This window comes from Promicromonospora kroppenstedtii DSM 19349, from assembly GCF_000515355.1.
Classification (GTDB): Bacteria; Actinomycetota; Actinomycetes; order Actinomycetales; family Cellulomonadaceae; genus Promicromonospora; species Promicromonospora kroppenstedtii.
Genome location: NZ_KI911619.1, coordinates 76,258 through 77,804 on the forward strand (window position 1 = coordinate 76,258; position 1,547 = coordinate 77,804).

The 1,547-nt window shown below is 76.0% G+C and carries 2 protein-coding genes; both read left to right on the top strand.

Annotation, left to right across the window (positions count from 1 at the left end; translation table 11 throughout):
* Positions 1–92 precede the first annotated feature (92 nt).
* The gene (locus tag PROKR_RS05045) at positions 93–779 is read left to right on the top strand and encodes an energy-coupling factor ABC transporter ATP-binding protein (RefSeq protein ID WP_036960108.1); all 687 of its coding nucleotides are present in this window, start codon (positions 93–95) and stop codon (positions 777–779) included.
* On the top strand, positions 773–1,366 hold the full coding sequence (locus PROKR_RS05050; protein WP_036960109.1) for a CbiQ family ECF transporter T component: 594 nt from the start codon (positions 773–775) through the stop codon (positions 1,364–1,366). Before PROKR_RS05045 ends, PROKR_RS05050 begins: the two co-directional genes overlap by 7 nt.
* Positions 1,367–1,547: the final 181 nt, after the last annotated feature.

Below are 1,547 nucleotides of genomic sequence, written 5' to 3' on the forward strand. Positions count from 1 at the left end.
GTGCGCGGGGAAGCGCCCGCCGGGTCGCTCGGCGTCGCCGCGGCGTCCGTGGGCGGCGGCCTGGGCGTCGCCGCCGTCTTCGAGGTGGTCCGATGAGCGCGGTCGAGCTCGAGGGCGTCAGCGTGCGCCTCGGCGACACGGACGTGCTGCGCGACGTCACCCTGTCCCTGCGGGCGCGGACCGTCGCCGTCGTCGGTGAGAACGGCTCGGGCAAGTCGACGCTCGCGCGCCTGCTCAGCGGCCTGGCCGTCGCCCGGGAGGGCACCGTGCGGGTGCTCGGCCTGGACCCGGCCCGGCAGGTCGCGGAGCTGCGCCGGCGCGTCGCCGTCGTCTTCAGCAACCCGGACGCGCAGATCGTCATGCCGACCGTGGCGGAGGACGTCGCGTTCTCCCTGCGTACCGAGAAGCTGTCCCGCCAGGAGCGGTCCGAGCGGGTGACCGCCGCGCTCGGCCGGTTCGGGCTCGCGGAGCTCGCCGACCGGTCGTCGCACGAACTGTCCGGCGGGCAGAAGCAGCTGCTGGCCCTGTGCGGCGCCTTCGTGCGGGACCCGGAGCTGGTCGTGGCGGACGAGCCGACCGCCTACCTCGACGCGCGCAACGCCCGCCGGGTGGCCGACCACCTGCTCGAGGACGCCGCGCACCGGCTGGTCCTGGTGACGCACGACCTGGCGCTCGCGCGCCGCTGCGACGTCGCCGTGCTCGTCCGGGACGGATCCGTGACCGAGGTGGGGGCGCCCGACGACGTGCTGGCCGCGTACGAGGCGAGCATCCGGTGGTGACCCTCTACCGGCCGGGGGAGGGGCCCTGGTACCGGCTGCCGACCGGGTGGAAGACGGCGCTGCTCCTCGTGGTCGTGCTCGCCGTCTGCCTGCTGCCGCCCACCTGGTGGGCGGCCGGCGCGATGGCCGCCGTCTGCGTGGCCTGCTACGCGGTACCGGGCATCGGGCTGCGGGAGCTCGTCCGCCAGGCCTGGGCCGCCCGCTGGATCGTCACCGTGACGCTCGCGGGCCAGCTGATCTTCCTGGACCCGGAGCACGCCGTCGCCAACGCCGCGCGGGTGACCACGGCGATCACGCTCGCCGGGCTGCTCACGCTGACCACCCCGGCGACCGAGCTGCTGGACACGGTCGAGCGGGCCATGCAGCCGCTCGCGCGCCTGGGACTCGACCCGCAGCGGGCGGCCCTGACCCTCCACGTGACGCTGAGCACGCTGCCCGTCCTCGCCCGCCTCGCCCGCGACGTGCGCGAGGCGCAGCTCGCCCGCGGCGGCGGCCGGAGCCTGCGGCACTTCGCGATGCCGTTCCTCGTCATGGTGCTCAAGCACGCCGACGAGCTGGGCGACGCGCTCGCGGTGCGTGGGGTGTGATAGGCACGCCCCGGATCAGAGGTGCAGCATCCCCTCCGCGGTCACCACGCCGCTGCCGGTGATCGTGACCAGCGGCCCGTCGACGCGCAGCTCGATCCGGCTGGGCCGGCCCAGCGCGCGGCCCTGCTCGACGACGATGCGCGCCGGGTCGGCCACGAGCCCGTCGCGGGTCAGCACGGCG

Coding starts and splice junctions, on each gene's coding strand:
- PROKR_RS05045 (WP_036960108.1), top strand. CDS start 93: ATGAGCGCGGTCGAGCTCGAGGGCGTCAGCGTGCGCCTCGGCGACACG.